15 protein-coding genes are annotated in these 15,912 nt (G+C 60.6%); 3 read left to right on the top strand and 12 right to left on the bottom strand.

The annotated features are described in order from the left end of the window. Nucleotides 1-4: 4 nt before the first annotated feature. The 11 genes from B3H65_RS06100 to B3H65_RS06050 all read right to left on the bottom strand — a co-directional run bounded on the left by B3H65_RS06100 (nucleotide 5) and on the right by B3H65_RS06050 (nucleotide 12,143). Nucleotides 5-1,237, bottom strand: coding sequence for an MFS transporter (locus tag B3H65_RS06100; RefSeq protein WP_286684541.1), 1,233 nt, complete (start codon nucleotides 1,235-1,237; stop codon nucleotides 5-7). A 6-nt stretch (nucleotides 1,238-1,243) separates the two neighbouring features. After that, a complete protein-coding gene (locus B3H65_RS06095; RefSeq protein WP_286684540.1) occupies nucleotides 1,244-1,702 on the bottom strand; it encodes a PTS sugar transporter subunit IIA in 459 nt (152 codons plus the stop codon). A 27-nt stretch (nucleotides 1,703-1,729) separates the two neighbouring features. Next, on the bottom strand, nucleotides 1,730-2,920 hold the full coding sequence (locus tag B3H65_RS06090) for an iron-containing alcohol dehydrogenase (protein WP_286684539.1): 1,191 nt from the start codon (nucleotides 2,918-2,920) through the stop codon (nucleotides 1,730-1,732). Nucleotides 2,921-2,994: 74 nt separating this feature from the next. Then, on the bottom strand, nucleotides 2,995-4,197 hold the full coding sequence (locus B3H65_RS06085) for a thiolase family protein (protein WP_286684538.1): 1,203 nt from the start codon (nucleotides 4,195-4,197) through the stop codon (nucleotides 2,995-2,997). Nucleotides 4,198-4,345: 148 nt separating this feature from the next. Then, the gene (locus tag B3H65_RS06080) at nucleotides 4,346-5,188 is read right to left on the bottom strand and encodes a 3-hydroxyacyl-CoA dehydrogenase family protein (protein WP_286684537.1); all 843 of its coding nucleotides are present in this window, start codon (nucleotides 5,186-5,188) and stop codon (nucleotides 4,346-4,348) included. A gap of 51 nt (nucleotides 5,189-5,239) precedes the next feature. Beyond that, nucleotides 5,240-6,814: an acyl CoA:acetate/3-ketoacid CoA transferase gene (locus B3H65_RS06075; RefSeq protein ID WP_286684536.1), complete on the bottom strand. Its 1,575-nt coding sequence runs from the start codon at nucleotides 6,812-6,814 to the stop codon at nucleotides 5,240-5,242. Further along, a complete protein-coding gene (locus tag B3H65_RS06070; RefSeq protein ID WP_286684535.1) occupies nucleotides 6,811-8,433 on the bottom strand; it encodes a class I adenylate-forming enzyme family protein in 1,623 nt (540 codons plus the stop codon). Before B3H65_RS06070 ends, B3H65_RS06075 begins: the two co-directional genes overlap by 4 nt. Then, the gene (locus tag B3H65_RS06065) at nucleotides 8,430-9,569 is read right to left on the bottom strand and encodes a glycerate kinase (protein WP_286684534.1); all 1,140 of its coding nucleotides are present in this window, start codon (nucleotides 9,567-9,569) and stop codon (nucleotides 8,430-8,432) included. The genes B3H65_RS06070 and B3H65_RS06065 overlap by 4 nt, the downstream gene beginning before the upstream one ends. Before the next feature lie 35 nt (nucleotides 9,570-9,604). Next, nucleotides 9,605-10,486, bottom strand: a complete 882-nt coding sequence (locus B3H65_RS06060; RefSeq protein ID WP_286684533.1) for a class II fructose-bisphosphate aldolase — start codon at nucleotides 10,484-10,486, stop codon at nucleotides 9,605-9,607. A 212-nt stretch (nucleotides 10,487-10,698) separates the two neighbouring features. Continuing rightward, on the bottom strand, nucleotides 10,699-11,820 hold the full coding sequence (locus B3H65_RS06055; RefSeq protein ID WP_286684532.1) for a PTS fructose transporter subunit IIC: 1,122 nt from the start codon (nucleotides 11,818-11,820) through the stop codon (nucleotides 10,699-10,701). Next, the gene (locus B3H65_RS06050; RefSeq protein ID WP_286684531.1) at nucleotides 11,820-12,143 is read right to left on the bottom strand and encodes a PTS fructose transporter subunit IIB; all 324 of its coding nucleotides are present in this window, start codon (nucleotides 12,141-12,143) and stop codon (nucleotides 11,820-11,822) included. Before B3H65_RS06050 ends, B3H65_RS06055 begins: the two co-directional genes overlap by 1 nt. Nucleotides 12,144-12,433: 290 nt before the next feature. On the opposite strand from B3H65_RS06050, the gene B3H65_RS06045 reads away from it, so the two are divergent. The 3 genes from B3H65_RS06045 to B3H65_RS06035 are packed head-to-tail and all read left to right on the top strand — an operon-like array spanning nucleotide 12,434 to nucleotide 15,034. Beyond that, nucleotides 12,434-13,006, top strand: a complete 573-nt coding sequence (locus B3H65_RS06045; protein ID WP_286684530.1) for an STM3941 family protein — start codon at nucleotides 12,434-12,436, stop codon at nucleotides 13,004-13,006. Nucleotides 13,007-13,027: 21 nt separating this feature from the next. After that, nucleotides 13,028-13,951: an AEC family transporter gene (locus B3H65_RS06040; protein WP_286684529.1), complete on the top strand. Its 924-nt coding sequence runs from the start codon at nucleotides 13,028-13,030 to the stop codon at nucleotides 13,949-13,951. Between the two features lie 45 nt (nucleotides 13,952-13,996). Beyond that, entirely contained in the window at nucleotides 13,997-15,034 is a 1,038-nt protein-coding gene (locus tag B3H65_RS06035; protein ID WP_286684528.1) for a sugar kinase, read from the top strand. Nucleotides 15,035-15,534: 500 nt separating this feature from the next. Here B3H65_RS06035 and B3H65_RS06030 read toward each other — a convergent pair whose 3' ends face one another. Next, the gene (locus B3H65_RS06030; RefSeq protein WP_286684527.1) at nucleotides 15,535-15,840 is read right to left on the bottom strand and encodes a hypothetical protein; all 306 of its coding nucleotides are present in this window, start codon (nucleotides 15,838-15,840) and stop codon (nucleotides 15,535-15,537) included. Between the last annotated feature and the right edge of the window lie 72 nt (nucleotides 15,841-15,912).

Raw genomic sequence — 15,912 nt, 5'->3', positions numbered from 1 at the left:
CCCTTCATCGAAGCGCCAACAGGCGCATCCCACGCAGCCTCCCCATGCGTATAGCCACCATAAGGGCAGCGAGCGCGAAAACCGCCATGATACTGAGAACCGGATAGAACGAATCGGTCGCCTCGACGAGCAATCCGGCCCCGAACGAGCCCGCGATAGCGCCGAAGATGCTGTAGGTATTGACCATCGCCATGTTCTGGGCAAGCCCCGCCTGTCCCCATTCCCGACGCGCTATGAACGGCATCGTGACAATCGCGGAGCCCCATGAGAGTCCGAAGAGCAGACATCCAACTAGCTGCAAGGGGACGCTGCCCATGGCGAGTGAGGCAGAGACCACCAGCGGGGACGCAATGCCGACCAGCGCGATTCCAATCATGGAGCGCTCGCAGCCGACACGATCGAGCAGGATGCCTCCGCCGAGACGCCCCAGTCCACTGCCGATGTTGACGAAGCCGATAATAAACGCAGCAGCAACGTCCCCCACGCCGAGGGCGAGGGGCAGCTCGCGCCCGAGGCCGGTAACGCCCATCCCGTTGCTCCCCATAAAGAAGAGGAACAGGAACTCGAGGTAGAAGACGGGCGAGGAGAGCACACTCCGCACCGACCCCGAAGAGGCGGAACCGTGGCCGTCCGTTTCCGCGACGGCCACGGGCAACCCGAGCTCCTCGAGCCGAGGCGCGCGAATGACCAGCGAGCTCATCGCAATCAAGGCGGAGAAGATCACCCCCACGCACCCAATGACGAGGCGCCAGGGCATCACGGCGTAAAGGTTCGTCACAAGCGGACCGAACAGGAAGCCCCCCATACCGAACCCCATGAGGCACGCGCCCTGGGCGAAGCCGGGCCTATCGGGGAACCATGCACTGACCACCGGGGTCACGATGTTGTAGACGACGCCGATGCCAAAGCTCGCGACGACGCCGTAAAAAGCCGCGACGGAAACGAGGCCGCCGGCTGCCGCGGCAGCCGGCACGGCAAGAAAGCCCGCGAGCAGAAGCGCCGCCCCGAGCAAGAGACCCCCGCGCACCATTCCGCGCGCGACCAACCTGCCAGAGAGGAGGCCGCCGACCGTGAACGCCGAGATGGAGAGCGCGAAGATGAAAGTCATCCCCGACATAGGCCACGCGTACTCTGTCTTAAGGGGTGCCAGCAAGACCGAGTACGCGTAGATGAGGCCAAGGAACAACAGCAGTACCATGCCGGTGCAAAGAACGCCGGAACGCTTTGCTTGCTCCATGAGATGCTAATCGGAGAGACGACCGTTGATGAGCCCGGAGACCTGGCCGGGCTCGGTCGCGGCGCGGATGGCGTCGCGAAACGCGTCGTCCATGAGGGCGCGCGCGATCTTGGCGAGCAGCGTGATATGGGTGCTACCAGCCTCGGCGTCAGGAACGAGCAGGGCGATGCCCACAGTGATCTCGGAGCCGTCGATGGACTCCCAGTCAGCGATGGGTGCGGTGAAGCGCGTCACGATGACGGCAGCGTCCTTGATGGCGTCCGTCTTGGCATGCGGCACGGCGAAGCCGTCCATCATGCCGGTGGAGCCTTCATCCTCGCGCGCATCGAAGGCGGCCTTGACGGCATCGCGATCGTTGGTAATACCCAGCTCAAGAGCCTTGTCAGAGAGGAGCGCGAGCACCTCGTCCTTCGTCATGCAGTCGAGATCGAGCAGGACCTGTGCGGGCTGTACGAATTCCTTCATGCGTTGCAACCTTTCCGTTCTCACAGCCTAGCGGGCAGCTTTGAGGATGTTCTCGATGTCCTCCACATGGAGCTCCATGAACGCACCGGCATGATCGCCGCCACGGGCGTCAACGGCGCCCTGCGCCATCTCGTGGATTTGCTCGTCGGTGGGATCGACGCCAAGCTCGGACAGGGTGGTGGGCATGCCGATGGCATGGCACCACTGGTCCCAGGCCTCGATGCCGCGCAGGCCGGTAGTCTTGGAGTCGTGGAAGTCGTTCTGAACGCCGAAGACGTTGACGGCAAACTGCGCGAAGCGGGCAGGGTCGACGTCGATGACGTACTTCGCCCAGCTTGACCAGATGGCGGTGAGGCCGGCGCCGTGGGCAACATCGAACATGGCGCCCAGCTCGTGCTCGATGGCATGGCAAGCGAAGTCGCCGACGCAGCCGAGGCCGGTCAGGCCGTCATGGGACTTGGAGCCGGCGAGCAGCAGGTTGGCGCGGGCGGTGTAGCTCGTGGGGTTGGCGAGCGCCTCGGGGACCATGGTCTTGACGGTGCGAAGCAGGCCCTCGGAGAACTCGTCAGTCAGCTCGGTATGCAGCTCGCGGGTGAAGTAGCGCTCCATGGTGTGCATCATGATGTCGGCGCCGGGCGCGGCGGTCTGGAACGCCGGCAGCGAGTAGGTCAGCTCAGGGTTCATGATGGCGAAGAGCGGGCGAGCGCACTCGTGGTTGTAGGAGCGCTTGAGCATCTTGTCGCCCATGGTGTCGATGTTGATCACCGTGGAGTTGGAGGTCTCGGAGCCGGTACCGGCAAGCGTGGAGATGGCGCCGATCTTGGCGATCTTGGTGGTCGCGACCTTGCCGAGGAAGAGGTCCTCAAGCTCGAAGTCGTTCGCGAGGCCGTAGGCGATCGCCTTGGAGGAGTCGATGGCTGAGCCGCCGCCGATGGCGAGGATGAAGTCGACTCCCTCCTGACGGCAGAGCTCGACGCCCTCCTTGACGAGGGAGAGACGGGGGTTGGGAACGACGCCGTCGAGCTCGACGTAGCCGACGCCCTGCGCAGCGAGGCCCTCCTCAACGCGGGTGAGCAGGCCGGTGTCGCGGACATAGTCACCGCCCCAGTGGATCAGGGCCTTGGTGCCGCCAAACTCCTTGACGAGGCGACCAGCCTCGAGCTCGGTGTCCTTGCCGAAGACGACCTTGGTGGGAACGAGGTATTCGAAGTTGACCATTCGTATCTTCCTCTCGATAGCGATTTGCAGTCAAACGGTCCCCCGCTGCGTCGCAGGGGACCGGAGCGCGGGGACTACTCCGCGGTGAAATACATGGAGATGCCCTGGCCGCCGCCGATGCACATGGACACCATGGCGTCCTTCTTCTCGGGATGACGCACGGCGAGCTCATAGGCGCACTTGAGCGCGAGAATGGTGCCGGTAGCGCCGATCGGATGGCCGATGGAGATACCGCCGCCGTAGATGTTCACCTTATCATGGTCGAGGCCGAGGTCGCGCATGACCGCGTAGGCCTGACTCGCGAAGGCCTCGTTGATCTCGAAAAAGTCGACGTCGGCAAGGTCGATGCCGAGCTTGTCGGCAAGCTTCTTGCTGGAGTAGTACGGCGAGTAACCCATGAGAGAAGCCTCGAAACCCGCAATGGCGTAGCCGCGGATCGCGACCATTGGGGTGCAGCCGAGCTCCTCCGCCTTGGCGCGGGTCATGATGACCACGGCGGCCGCGGCGTCGTTCAGGCTTGAGGAGTTCGCGGCGGTGACGGTGCCGGTGCCGTCCGTCACGAAGCAGGGCTTTAGGCGGGCGAGGCCCTCGGCGGTCACGCCGGCGCGGGGGTTCTCATCGGTGTCGAACAGCGTGACGTTGCCCTTGCGGTCCTTGAGCTCTACGGGGACGATCTCATCCTTGAAAACGCCCGCATCGACGGCGGCACAGGCGCGCTGCTGACTGGTCGCGGCGAAGGCGTCCTGTTCCTCGCGGGTAACGTTGTACTTCTTGGCAACGTTTTCGGCGGTAACGCCGTTGTGGGACATGTCGAGGGGCCAGGTGAGGATGTCGATCACGCCGTCCTCGAACTGCTTATGGCCCATACGAGCGCCCCAGCGGGCGCTGGGAACGTAGTACGGGAGCTGGGAGAGGTTCTCCGAGCCGCCCGCGACGACGACCTCGGCGGCGCCGGTCTGGATCTCCATGATGCCATCGACGATGGACTGGAGGCCGGAGCCGCACTGACGGTTCACGGAGTAGGCACAGGTCTCATTGGGGAGGCCGGCCTTGAGACTGATAGAGCGGGCGAGGAAACCGTTCTCGCCCCAGGAACCGACCTGGCCGATGATGCACTCATCGACGACGGCGGGATCGATGCCGGCGCGCTTCACAGCCTCGGCGACCACGAGGGCGCCCATTTCGATGGCGGACACGCCCTTAAGGCTTCCGCCGAACTTGGCGACCGCGGTGCGGGCGCCGGAGACGATGACGATGTCGTTAGGGTTCTTCTCCATGTTGGTCTCTCCTTGTAGTCAAATCGGACGAAGATTGTGGCACGTGGCGCCAAAGGCTCGGACGGCGTCGCAAGAGGCTACTCGAAAGGTCGCACACCATTGAGCGCGCGATGCGCCCGAGCCGTTGGCATGGGTGCGGGTGCCGGGGTCACTCGTAGGTGTAGAAGCCACGGCCGGTCTTGCGGCCCAGGTGCCCGGCGTCGATCATCTCCTTGAGCAGCGGGCAGGGGCGGTACTTCTCGTCGCCGAAGGACTCGTAGAGGCCCTTCATGGTGGCGTACACGACGTCGATACCGGTGAAGTCCATAAGCTCGCAGGGACCCATGGGATGGTTGCAGCCAAGCTTCATGCCGTTGTCGACGTCCTCGGGCGTGCAGCCCTCGGAGACGAGAAAGGCGCCCTCGTTCTGATACGGGACGATGATGCGGTTCACGATGAAGCCAGGCTGGTTGGGGGCGGTGACGCTAGTCTTACCGATCTGGTCGGCGAGCTCCTTGGCGGCGGCGAAGGCCTCATCGGAGGTCGCGGCTCCGCGGATCAGCTCGACGAGCTTCATGACGGGCGCGGGATAGAAGAAGTGCATGCCGAGAACGGACTCGGGGCGCTTGGTCGCGGCGGCGATGGCGTCAATGTCGATGCCAGACGTGTTGGTAAGCAGGACGGCGTCCTCATCGGCAAACTCATCCATCTTGGCGAACGTTGACTCCTTGAAGTCGAGGCGCTCGGGAACGGCCTCGATGACGAACCTGGCGCCAGCGAGGTCGGCGTAGTCGGTGGAGTATCTCATAAGGCCGAGGACCTCATCACACTCTTCCTGGGTCATCTTGCCCTTGGCGACCTTCTTGTTCATGAGCTTGGCGACGAGCGCCTGGGCGCGATCGAGCGGCTCCTGCGCAATGTCGAGGTTAACGACCTCGTAACCCGCCACGGCACACGCCTGCGCGATGCCGCCGCCCATGAGACCGGAACCGATAACTGCTACCTTTGACATTGTTCTGCCCTTTCTTTTGCGAACAACTGATGATTAAACCTTGGCTGCGCCCTAGAGGAACTTGATGAGCCCCGCGGGGCCATCCGTCTCGAGGAGGCAGGGATCCATGAGCTTGAGGTCTTCGGCGATGATGGGCTCAAAGTCCATCATGTCCAGGACCTGGGTCTTGAGGTCGATTCCCGGCGCGATCTCGATGAGTTTGACGCCTTCGGGGACGAGCTCGAAGACCGCGCGCTCGGTCACGATGAGCACCTGCTGGTCGGACGCGCGCGACTGCGGGCCGTTGAAGGAGAGCTGGGCGACCTTCTTGACCATCTTTTTGATCTGGCCCTCCTGCTCGATGATGAGCTTGCCCTCTTCGAAGCGGTACTTGGCACCGCGCGCCGTGAAAGTGCCGAGGAAGACGACCTTCTTGGCGTTCTGGGTGATGTCAATGAACCCGCCCGCGCCGGTGCAGCGGGGACCCATCTTGGTGGAGTTGACGTTGCCCTCGCCGTCGAGCTCGCCGAGACCCATGTAGGTCACGTCGACGCCCGCGCCGTCGTAGTAGTCGAACTGTTCGGGATGGCTGACCATCGCAACGAGGTTCTGGCCGATGCCAAAGTCAACGCCGCCCATCTGCACGCCGCCGTAGATGCCGCTTTCGACGGTGATCATGACCTCGGAAGAGATGCCCTCTTCTTGGGCAACGCGGCCGACCATGTCATTGGGGATGCCCGTGCCGAGGTTGACCACGCAACCCGGGTACATCTCCATGACACCGCGGCGGGCGATGAACTTGCGCTCGTTAAAGGGAGCCGGCTCGATGGCGTTCTCGGGAACGACCATCTGCCCGCAATAGGAGGCGTCAAAGTAGAAGGAGTGGGTCTGGCGGTGATCGGTCTCGGGATCGTCGCACACGACGACCTTGTCGATGAAGACACCGGGGACCGTAACGTCCTTGGGGTTGATGGTACCGTTCTTGACGACATGCTTGACCTGGGCGATAACCTGGCCGCCAAAGCGCTTCGCCGCGAGAACCGCGTTAAAAACCTCGAGCTTCATGGCCTCCTCGGTGGTGGTGAGGTTGCCCATCTCGTCGCAGGCGGTGCCGCGGATCAAGACGGTATCGATGGGCACGGCTCGGTAGAACATGTACTCCTCGCCATCGATCTCGATGATCTCGGTGATGTCCTCGAGTTCGCGTGTGCGGTCGTTCATCTTGCCGCCCTCGATGCGGGGGTCGATGAAGGTGCCAAGTCCGACCTTGCTCATCTTGCCGGGAAGGCCGCAGGCCATAGAGCGATAGAGTTGGGCGATCTGGCCCTGAGGTAGGCAGTAGGCCTCGACCTGGTTGCTGGCAATCATGTCCATCCAACGAGGCTGCAGGCCCCAGTGGGATCCGATGATGCGCTTGACGAGCCCCTCGTGCGCGAAGTGCTGTATGCCGCGTTCGCGATCGGATTGGCCGCAGGAGTGCAGCAGCGTGATCCCGCGGGGATGGCCGGTCTCCAGGAATCGGCGCTCGATGGCCTTGAGGTTGGACTCCGAGGCGGAGACCAGCGTCATGCCGATCGTGGCGACGGTCGAGCCGTCCTCGATGGAGGCCGCCGCCTCGTCTGCGGTCACGAAGTTTGCCTTGATCATCGGGTTTCACCCTTCTTCTCGAGCACTGCCGCGCGAACCGACGCGCGATCGGGCTTCTCTCCTCTTGTCTGGGGTATGCGGTCGACGAAGACCACGTGCTCGGGGACCTCAAAGCCCGCAACGCGCTCGCGCATGGAGGCGATAACTCCCCCCTCGGTCAGCTCGGCACCGGGCTCTGGCACGATGACCGCCACAGGAACCTCCCCGTAGAGCTCGTCCGGGATGCCGGCCACGCAGGCCTCGCGGACCCCATCGAGGGACCCCAGGGTCTCCTCCAGGCAGCTGCACCAGACCTTCTCGCCGCCGCGGTTGATCATGTCCTTCTTGCGGTCGACGACCCAAACCATGCCGAGTGCGTCCGCATAGCCCATATCACCCGTCGGCAGCCAACCATCTTTGCCGATGAATGCCGAATCGCAATCGAAGTAGCCGCGGGTGACGCAAGCGCCGCGAAGCATGATCTCGCCCACAGAACCCACCTCGATCTCCGCGCCGGCATCGTCCACGATACGTACCTCGACGCCAGGGACGGGCTTGCCCGTAGCGCCGGCGTAAATGCTCGTGGGCGAGTCGAACGGGAAGAGCAGCGCGGGCGACGCCGTCTCGGTCAATCCATAGACGACTTGGAAGGCGCAAGCAGGCAGCCATGCGTGAAAGGCGCGCATCTTGGACACGGGCTCGTAGCTTGAGCCCGAGAGAAGCACGCGCAGCGAAGGCAGCTCGGGAAACTCGTCGCGAAGCGCCAAGACCTTCTCGAACGCCGTCGGCGACGCATGGAGATAGGTGATGCCCCGCTCGCGCACCGTCTCGAGAAGCCTGCGGGCATCGAAGCGACGATGCAGGTAGATGGGGGCGCCCGCGAGCACGAACTGGGTGAGCAGGGCGACGAGGCCGGTCACGTGGTAGATAGGCACCGGGATGACGGTGCTATCATGCTCGGTCGTTCCCATGAGGCGCTGGTAGACCATCGCCGCGTGCACGATGTTCGCATTGGTGAGCAGGACGGCCTTCGCGCGGGAGGTCGTGCCGGAGGTGTACATCATGACGGCGTCGTCCGCCAAACCGCCCGAGCGCGCGGGCTCGGGAAGGCTCTCGAGGGCCCCGACGATGCCGAAGCCGCCGGGATCGCAGGCCCGGTCGCACACCTCGACGTGGCCGGCAAGCCGAACGGCCTGCCCGACGCGAGCCATGTAACGGCCGTCGATGAATAGGACGGAGACGCGCGCGTGCTCCAAGAGCGGGGCGATCTCCTTCTCGCGGTACTTGGTCGAGAACGGCACAACGACCGCACCAATCTTGCTGCAGGCAAAGTATGAGGCGCAAAACTCGATGCTTGAGTCGAGCAACAAACCGACGCGATCACCCGGGCCGACTCCATAGGAGGCAGCAAGATGGGCGGCGACGCCGTCCGCGTGTGCAAGGAGCTCTGCGAACGTGTATCGAGTCTCGTCGTCGTCCACGATGGCAAGGGCATCCGGGGTCACCCTCGCAGTTCGTGCCAGGACGTCGTACACCGTGCTCGGCATATCGTTGAAGGTATGGAAGGTCATGCCGCCGATCTCGCGCGGACCCATCCCGCGCTGCTGTGCGATGCTCCAACAGGAGCTACCCAAAATCATCGCGAGCACACCTCCGCGATCTCAGCGAAGACGGACGCCGCGGCGCGACGGTAGTTCTCCTCCGCGTACGCCAGCGCCTCCTCGATGGGGGTCTCGGGACCGACGCAGGCAACGAGCTTGGACGCTCCTCGGTCGAGGAGCCCCTCGGCACCCTCGCCCAAGGATCCCGCAATGATGATAAGGGGCTTGCCCGCGGCGGCGCAGCGACGAGCGACCCCCGAGAGGACCTTGCCATCGAGTGACTGCGCGTCGGCGCGTCCCTCGCCCGAGATGCAGTAGTCGCACTCGGCAAGCAGCTCGTCGAAATGCGCCAGGTCCATCAGGCAGTCGATGCCCGAGACCAGTCGCGCTGAAAGGAACGCGGCGGCGGCCGCGCCCATGCCGCCGGCGGCGCCTGCGCCGGGAATCGAGGCGACGTCCACGCCGAGCTGGCGCGCAATGATTCGCGCGTAGCCGACCATACCGCGCTCGAGCTGGGCAAGGGTCTCGACAGTGCCGCCTTTCTGGGGGCCGAAGACCGCCGTGGCACCGAGCCTGCCAATGAGCGGGTTGGTCACGTCGCACATCACGGTGAAGCGGGCCATATAAGCTTCGGGGATGAGGCCGCTGACATCAATGGTGAAGAGGTCGGAGAGATCCTCGCCACGGCCCTGCAGGTCGCGGCCATCCGCGTCGAGGAAGCGCACTCCGAGGGCGCGCATCGCTCCCATGCCGCCGTCGTTCGTCGCGCTCCCGCCCAGGGCAAGGAAGATGTCGTGGGCGCCGTGCTCGAGGGCATGGCGGATCAGCTGTCCGAAGCCGGCCGTCGAGGCTCGCAGGGGGTCGAGCGCCCCTCGGTCAACCAGTGTGATGCCGCTTGCCGCGGCGAGCTCGATCACGCAACGGCCATCGGGTAGTATCCCATAGGCGGCGTCGACGGGCTCGCCCATCGGGCCATCGACCGTGACATGAACGCGCTCGCCACCGCATGCGGCCAAGATGGCGTCGACGGTGCCCTCACCGCCATCGGCGATAGGCAGCGAGGAGCATGACGCGTCGGCGAATACCTTGCCCGCCTCCTGACCGAGGATCTGCGCGATTCGCTCGCTCGAGAGCGTGCCCTTGAACGAGTCGGATGCGAAGAGAAAACGCGTCATATTCCTGCTGCCCCCCTGTTAAGTCGCTGCTTTGGTTAGTCGTACTGCTCGCCCGTATGGTCGAAGGTGTAGCGGCCCGAAGAGCCGATCATGCGCATATAGGACTTAATGTAGTCCTTAGCAGCGTCCTCGCCCCACATCTGGATGTCCATGTAGTCAATGCTGGGCTGCTCGTTGAGCTTCTCATGCATGCTCTTGCGCTGATGCTTGAACAGATCGGTGCAGACGTTGATCTTGTTGATACCGAGCTCGACGGCACGGCGAATGTTCTCCTCGCCGGCACCGGAGCCGCCATGAAGCACCAGGGGCATCTTGGTGGCAGCCTTGAGCTCCGCCAGGCGATCGAAGTCGAGGGCGGGGACGAAATCATCCGGATAGGCGCCGTGCGCGGTGCCGATTGCGACGGCGAGGCAGTCGCAGTTGGTGCGCTCGGCGAACTCGACGGCCTGTTCGACGTTGGTGTACATATCAGACGAGCGGCCATCGCCCGCGGCGGCCTGACCGACGTGGCCGAGCTCGGCCTCGACGCTCGCGTTGTATGCGTGGGCGATGGAGGTGACCATGCGGGTGCGACGAACGTTCTCCTCGAACTCGTAGGACGACGCGTCGATCATGACGGAGGAGAAGCCGGCGCGCAGGCAACGGCAGACGTTGGCGTAGGTGTCGCCGTGATCGAGGTTGAACGCAATGGGAACATCCAGCGGCTCGGCGATGGCGCGAATCATGGGGACCATGATCTCGGGCGTGGCGTGGGCGAGCATCTGGCGTGGGGACACGTTGATGATGACCGGGGAGGACTCCTCAGCCGCCGCGTAGCATATGGCGCGCGCCTGCTCCATGTTGGTGCAGTTAATCGCCATAATCGCGTACTTGTTCTCGTTTGCATGGTCGAGCATTTGCTTCATTGAGGTGTACATGCTTCTCTCCTTAAGGCCGGCTTACACCTAATGCAAGGTCTTCGACGCGCAAGGGACCATCCCTCCTATAGAGGGCCCTCTCGCTCTCCAATTCGTTTGCATCGCTTGCCGAATGCCGCCTCCAAAAGGGGCCCTTGACGGCGGCATTCGGCAACCGGTTAGAACATCGGAGGGGCCCCTTATGAGAGGCGCCCTCCGAACAAGGCTTCTAACTAGCCGAGGAGCTGGTCGAGAACACCGTTGCCGCCCATCTCAGCATCCTGGTCGACAGGCTTGCGGAGAAGGAAGTACAGCACACCGGTAACGACAGCGCCGGCGAACCAGAAGAGCACGAACTGCAGTGGGTTGCTCATCATCGGGATGACGAAGATGCCGCCGTGGACAGCCGCGGACTCGAGTGCGAAGTAGCCACAGAGGCCGCCGGAGATGGCGCCTCCGATCATGCAGGGGACGAGGCAGCGCCAAGTATCCTGAACGAGGAACGGGATGACGTACTCCTGGATGTAGCAGCAAGCGAGCACGAGGCCGGAGACAGTGGTCGAGCGTTCCTTCTCGGTGAACTTCTTTTTACCGGTGAAGCGGTCGATAATCTGGGCGATGCAGACGCCGAGCGGATTCTGCATGCCGCCGCACATCTTGCAGGCCGCGGGCCCGAGAATGCCGTCGGCGTTCAGGCCGTTGGCGACGAGGGCGACGGCCTTGGAGATGGGGCCGCCTTGGTCAGTGGACATGCCGACGCCGATCGCAGCGCCGAAGACGAATCCGCCCACGCCCTGGAGATTCATGAGAGCATTGGTAATCAAGGTCATGAACCAGCCGATCGGCACGCCGACGACGTACCACATGAGCAGCGAGGTCACGAGGGTCGAGAAGACCGGGATCAGGAGAATCGGGAAGACGGAGCTCACATCTGCCGGGACCTTCTTGGCCAGGTCCTTCATCCAGATGGTGACGTAGCCGGCGATGAGGCCGCCAACAACGGCACCAAGGAAGCCCGCCTTGATAGTGTTGGAGATCACGCCGACGGCGAAACCGGGGGCGAGGCCGGGCTTATCGGCGAGTGCCCAGCCGATGTAGGCGCCGATGATCGGCACGCACACGTTGAAGATGGCTGAGCCGATGGAGTAGATGACCATCGCGAGCGAGTACTGGGTGTAGTCAAGCTCGGCCATGTCGGCGGCAATGTTGTAGCCGCCCATCGCCTTGGCGATGCCCCATAGGACGCCGCCACCGACGATAAAGGGAATCATATAGGAGATACCAGTGAGAACGGCATCCCAGGCAACCTGGGCCTGAGACTTCTTCTTGGCTCCCTTGCGCTGAATCTCTGCCATTAGGAAATAGCCTCCAATACTTCTTCGACCACGCCCTTGGCGGTCGCAACAGTCATGACCTCTTTCGTCTTGCACGAAAGCGTGGGAATCGGATCAAAACGCTCCGGATTCTTGATCTTGACATCGGCCGCGATGATCGCAGCGTCACAACGAGCAAGGTCCTCGGCAGTGATCTCGTTCTCCATGCCGGTCGCGCCCTGGGTTTCAATCTTGGCTTCGCACCCAAGGGCCTCGATGGCCTGAGTGAGCGACTCAGCCGCCATGAAGGTGTGGGCGATGCCAATCTGACAAGCGGTTACACCCACGATGAACTTCTTTGCCATATTTCCTCCTCTCCGACTTCACTAAAGCGAGTCCCTGAACAACCGCGCTTTAGCTTGGTCGTCCTTTCAATGGCTCACATCATAGTGTCATCACATTTTAAAACAGCTATCTCAGTCGTAATATGGCTTGCTTTCATGTTATCTTCACGTCATGTTCGTATTTTTGTTCTGTTTTTAGCTAATTACTCACATTTTCTACATTCCTTCACAGTTTCTTCATATATTTGCTACATAGCTTGCTATCCTGTCTATGCACACCTACGAGCAGCTCTAGCGATAAGGGAGAGGCCATGAACGAAACTACTGTCCATCGATCTAACGATGTACTCGAAATACGAAATCCTATCGTGTTGCATATCATTCTTATTTTTATGGGGCTCTGCTTACTTGTTGCGGCTCTTCTAGCTGCCTTTGCTCCCCTTCCCTATGCTGAAAACCCCATGTTCATGCGCATAGGTATGGGCTATTGCGGCATTCCGTTCTCGATTGCCCTCATTTACCTGAATATTCATAAGATTATTCACAGGCGAAACGCCATCCGAATAGATAAAAATGGCATCACCGACAACACCACTTCATTATCTTCCGGGTTTACTTCTTGGGATAACATTGCTGAAGTGTTTCTTCTTCGACTAAAAAGCGATGACTACTTGTGTGCAATTCCCGCTGACTACGACTCTTGGTACGAACACCTTTCCAAACGCCAGCAGCAACTTGCCAAAGCAAACCTTGACGCAGGCTTTGCACCCATTCGCATCCAATTCAAAAAGGTGGGAAACAGCGTCTCCTCCAAAGACGGCGTTGCTTTTGTCAAGAAACTCAAACCCAAGAAGGTCACTCGCGTTCGCAAGCCTCGATATTAACGATTTCGGAGACTGAATCCGATGAATCTTGTCCTTATCAAAGTAAGCTCTTTTTTATCCATCATAATTGCTGGCATGCTTGCAGGCAGAACAGGAAAACTCGGTCGCAGAACTGGAGAGGCCATTTCTAAAATTGTATTCAACTTCACACTTCCCGCTGCGATTGTCCATGCGTTCGGATCAGCAAACTTCACCCCGGATATGCTCTTATTGGTGCCTCTTGGACTCATTTGCGCCCTTTGCCCGTACCTCATCACATACGTGGTCACAAGACACTCTTCACACGATGATCGCATCCTATATTTGATGAACATAAGCGGGTTCAACATTGGCTCTTTCGGCCTGCCCTTCGTGCAAGCATTCTTCCCCGCTTCAACCGTAGTTGCAGCATGTATGTTCGACGCCGGCAATGCCCTCATGATGACCGGAGGTACGTACGCAGTCACTCGAGTCCTCACAAGCGGCAATCATATCAATCACCCCATTCAAACTATCATCAGACGACTTCTATCCTCAATTCCGTTCGACTCCTACCTTGTGCTCATCTCGATGGCGATTGTTGGACTGCGCGTGCCCCAAGCAATCGTTGCATTTACTGAACCCATGGCAAATGCCAATGGTTTTCTCTCCATGTTTATGCTCGGACTTATGGTCAGCTTCTCCATTAATGAGGATCGGCTTCACAAATTGATTAACTTAATGTCTGGGCGAATCGTCTTCAGCCTCGTAATGAGCGTTGCCGCTTTTAAGCTTTTGCCATTTAGCTCGGGAATTCGCTACATCATCGCCGTCCTTCTATGGGCGCCGATGGGCTCGATGGGGCCGGTATTCACCCTTTGGGAACACAGCGATCATGGCCTTGCTGGCTTGGCAAACACAATCAGTATTTTTTTCAGCATCATTGCGATGACGGCAATAACCGTCGCCTATGGAACAATTTCTTAACTTTATATACTATGCTTAGATATACATTTGATTCTGGGAGGAATCATGGGGCCCTTTACATACACAAATAAGATACTGTGCTTTGGAGAGCTCTTGCTGCGGCTCTCTCCAACAGGTCATGAACGAATCGAACAGACTGCTAACCTCCAAATATACTACGAGGGAGCAGAGGCGATGGTTGCAATCGACCTTGCTCATCAAGGCGAAAGCGTTGCCTATGCAAGTTGTGTTTCCGACAATCGTATCGGCACTCGCGGGCTTATGAACTTACTTGGGGCAGGAGTCGATGTCACGCGAGTCTCCCGGCGTCCAGGCCGTATGGGCGTCATCTACTTTGAGCGAGGATCAGGAGAGAGACGCTCTGCAGTTATATATGACCGTGAACACACACCTATCACAACGATGAAACGTACGGATTTTGACTGGGACAGTTTACTCAACGGAATCGACTCATTCTATTTCTCCGGCGTTTTGCCAGCCATCAATGAAGAGCTGCGCGGTGCCGTTGAAGATGCTTTGATTGCATGCAAAGGTCGCGGAGTAAAGGTATACTGCGATCTTAACTATCGTTCTCGAATGTGGAACCGGGCAGTAGCTAACGATACCTGGAAACGTCTACTCCCTTATGTTGATGTCTGTATAGCATCGGATGAGGACATTTGGAGCATCTTCCCTCGACATGGAATCAATCCAGACCGCACAACCACCTACAATTATCTTGATTACTATCAAGATATAGCTTTTGAGGTATCCCAGCTATTTGGATGCGAGGCCGTTGCGATCGAGATCCGATCACTAGCATCGAGTGGCATTGGCAAATGGCGCGGACTCCTTATGCGCGATGGAGAAGCCATTCTTTCCGTCCCCCGCGAGGTCATGAACGACGAGCACTCTGGATGTGGAGATTCTTTTGCCGCCGGAATTATCCATGGCATTAGAAGCGAATGGGAATCATCGACTATCATTAATTATGCGCTCGCATCAAGTGCGCTCAAGTCTACCATTCCGGGAAGCATCAATCATCTTTCCAGCGAAGAAATCGTCTCCGCTGCCTGCTCAAAGCTCTCTATTGTCGACTACTAGCACTTTCACGTGTCGTAATACAGAGACGGCCAATGCCCGTTTATATTTCGTTTCGGCATTGGCCGTCTTTCTTTTTCCTTTTCTAACAGTCTAGAAATGTGGTGATAGCAGACCCCGCGAAAGGGGCCGACCCTGGTATATGATTGTCCCTGCCAAACTTAGATTTACCCAGGCGTCCATCCGTCCCTAAGTTTGGCGACGTCCCGGTCGGGTGGGCGCCTGGGTGGACGGGACAACCGAATGAACATCAACCGCGACCCCCGCGGCGCGGGGGTCGACGCCATAACAGACGCCGACTTCGCGCTGTCGCGGCAGGCCGCCGAGGCACGGGCCTGCCGCGACAGCATCGGATACGGGACCTTCGACGAGGCCGCAGAGGCGTTCCGGCCGCGCCCGGCCTGCCCCCGCTGCGGGCGTCCGGCCGCGCCGCCAGGGACGGCAGGACGCCCGCCGGGCACCGCAGGTTCAGGTGCCCCGACTGCCGCGCGCGCTTCGGCGCCCTATCGGGCACCATCTTCGAGAACTGCAAGAAAGACTTCGCGACCTGGATCCGCTTCGTCGAGCCCATGACGTGGAATGTGCCCGTCGAGGCCGCCGCCGAGCTCTGCGGCGTCGCCCACCAGACCGCCTTCGAGTGGCGCCACCGCGTCTTCGTCGCGGTGGCGGGCTGCCAGGACCGCATCGTGCTCGGGGGCCGCGTGTGGATAGACGAGGTCTACGTCAACGACACCGAGCTCTCGAAGGGGGTGCGGCCAGGCACGCAAGCGCGGCCCGTCAAAGGAGAAGCTGCGCATAGCCATCGCCATCGACGCATCCAAGACCCCGGTGACGTTCGTCTGCGGGCACGGCAAGCCGTCGACCAAGAGGATAAGGGCAGC

The sequence above is a fragment of the Collinsella sp. UBA1693 genome, assembly GCF_002320115.1.
Classification (GTDB): domain Bacteria; phylum Actinomycetota; class Coriobacteriia; order Coriobacteriales; family Coriobacteriaceae; genus Collinsella; species Collinsella tanakaei.
This window is presented reverse-complemented; position numbering and strand designations above follow the sequence as displayed.

Coding starts and splice junctions, on each gene's coding strand:
- B3H65_RS06095 (WP_286684540.1), bottom strand. CDS start 1,702: ATGAAGGAATTCGTACAGCCCGCACAGGTCCTGCTCGATCTCGACTGC.
- B3H65_RS06065 (WP_286684534.1), bottom strand. CDS start 9,569: ATGACGCGTTTTCTCTTCGCATCCGACTCGTTCAAGGGCACGCTCTCG.
- B3H65_RS06075 (WP_286684536.1), bottom strand. CDS start 6,814: ATGATCAAGGCAAACTTCGTGACCGCAGACGAGGCGGCGGCCTCCATC.
- B3H65_RS06050 (WP_286684531.1), bottom strand. CDS start 12,143: ATGGCAAAGAAGTTCATCGTGGGTGTAACCGCTTGTCAGATTGGCATC.
- B3H65_RS06090 (WP_286684539.1), bottom strand. CDS start 2,920: ATGGTCAACTTCGAATACCTCGTTCCCACCAAGGTCGTCTTCGGCAAG.
- B3H65_RS06030 (WP_286684527.1), bottom strand. CDS start 15,840: ATGGCGATGGCTATGCGCAGCTTCTCCTTTGACGGGCCGCGCTTGCGT.
- B3H65_RS06045 (WP_286684530.1), top strand. CDS start 12,434: ATGAACGAAACTACTGTCCATCGATCTAACGATGTACTCGAAATACGA.
- B3H65_RS06085 (WP_286684538.1), bottom strand. CDS start 4,197: ATGGAGAAGAACCCTAACGACATCGTCATCGTCTCCGGCGCCCGCACC.
- B3H65_RS06100 (WP_286684541.1), bottom strand. CDS start 1,237: ATGGAGCAAGCAAAGCGTTCCGGCGTTCTTTGCACCGGCATGGTACTG.
- B3H65_RS06080 (WP_286684537.1), bottom strand. CDS start 5,188: ATGTCAAAGGTAGCAGTTATCGGTTCCGGTCTCATGGGCGGCGGCATC.
- B3H65_RS06055 (WP_286684532.1), bottom strand. CDS start 11,820: ATGGCAGAGATTCAGCGCAAGGGAGCCAAGAAGAAGTCTCAGGCCCAG.
- B3H65_RS06040 (WP_286684529.1), top strand. CDS start 13,028: ATGAATCTTGTCCTTATCAAAGTAAGCTCTTTTTTATCCATCATAATT.
- B3H65_RS06070 (WP_286684535.1), bottom strand. CDS start 8,433: ATGATTTTGGGTAGCTCCTGTTGGAGCATCGCACAGCAGCGCGGGATG.
- B3H65_RS06060 (WP_286684533.1), bottom strand. CDS start 10,486: ATGTACACCTCAATGAAGCAAATGCTCGACCATGCAAACGAGAACAAG.
- B3H65_RS06035 (WP_286684528.1), top strand. CDS start 13,997: ATGGGGCCCTTTACATACACAAATAAGATACTGTGCTTTGGAGAGCTC.